Annotated in this window: 2 protein-coding genes; both read left to right on the top strand. The window is 62.2% G+C overall.

Annotation, left to right across the window (positions count from 1 at the left end; all coding sequences use genetic code 11):
- The first annotated feature begins 111 nt into the window (after nt 1–111).
- The gene (locus tag GZH79_RS19265; protein ID WP_349291209.1) at nt 112–306 is read left to right on the top strand and encodes an MFS transporter; all 195 of its coding nucleotides are present in this window, start codon (nt 112–114) and stop codon (nt 304–306) included.
- Between the two features lie 43 nt (nt 307–349).
- Nucleotides 350–766: a hypothetical protein gene (locus tag GZH79_RS19260; protein ID WP_283094815.1), complete on the top strand. Its 417-nt coding sequence runs from the start codon at nt 350–352 to the stop codon at nt 764–766.
- The last annotated feature ends 65 nt before the right edge of the window (nt 767–831 follow it).

Raw genomic sequence — 831 nt, 5'->3', positions numbered from 1 at the left:
ACTGCTGTGAGGTGTCCGGATTGGTCGTGACGACCTTTTTACCCCGAACCACGCCCTTGATGCCCAAATTGCGCATCAACCGTTCCACTGTTGGCCGCGGCCTTTTCTCCGGTGCCTGCGGCGCTCATTGCAGCCCGGGTGTTGCTGGCGATCGGCGCGGCCATGATGATGCCCGCGACCCTGTCGCTGATCCGCCTGACCTTCACCGATGAGAAGGAGCGCGCCTTTGCTATCGGGATCTGGGCCGCTGTCGCCTCGGGCGGTGCTGCTATGGGGCCGGTGGTTGGAGGCTTGCTGCTAGAATGATTCTGGGTGGGGCTCGGTCTTTCTCGTCAACGTGCCGATCGCCTTGCTGGCCCTGCTTGCGGGTGCGCTGGTGCTGGTCAACACGCGACACGCTCTAGTTCACCCCTTTGTTCTCCTCGGCTCCGCCCAGGTGATGGTCGGGCTGGTGGGGCTGGTTTATGCGGTCAAGGAGGTGAGCAAGCGTGAGCCGTCGTGGTTGATCGCAGGCATTGTCCTCGTCATCGGGATGGGCGCCATGGTGGCCTTTGTCCGCCGCCAGCAAGCAAGTGCCAGCCCGCTGATCGACTTTGCGCTGTTTCGCAATCCTCGCTTTACCTCCGGCGTGATCGCGGCCCTTGTGGCCTCCGTAGCCCTGATCGGCGTCGAGCTGGTCTTCAGCCAACGGCTACAGCTGGTCCTCGGCCTATCTCAACTCGAGGCCGGGCTGATGATCCTACGAGCTATGCGGGAATTTGGGTGATGGCGTGATTTGAAAGGCGGCGTATCGTGGTGGTGTCAAAGCCAACCAGAACCTCACGAGGAGCG

The sequence above is a fragment of the Loktanella sp. SALINAS62 genome (assembly GCF_018263905.1).
In the GTDB taxonomy this organism is placed as follows: Bacteria; Pseudomonadota; Alphaproteobacteria; order Rhodobacterales; family Rhodobacteraceae; genus Loktanella.
The sequence above is the reverse complement of the archived record's forward strand: the minus strand, read 5'-3'. Positions and strand labels throughout refer to the sequence as shown.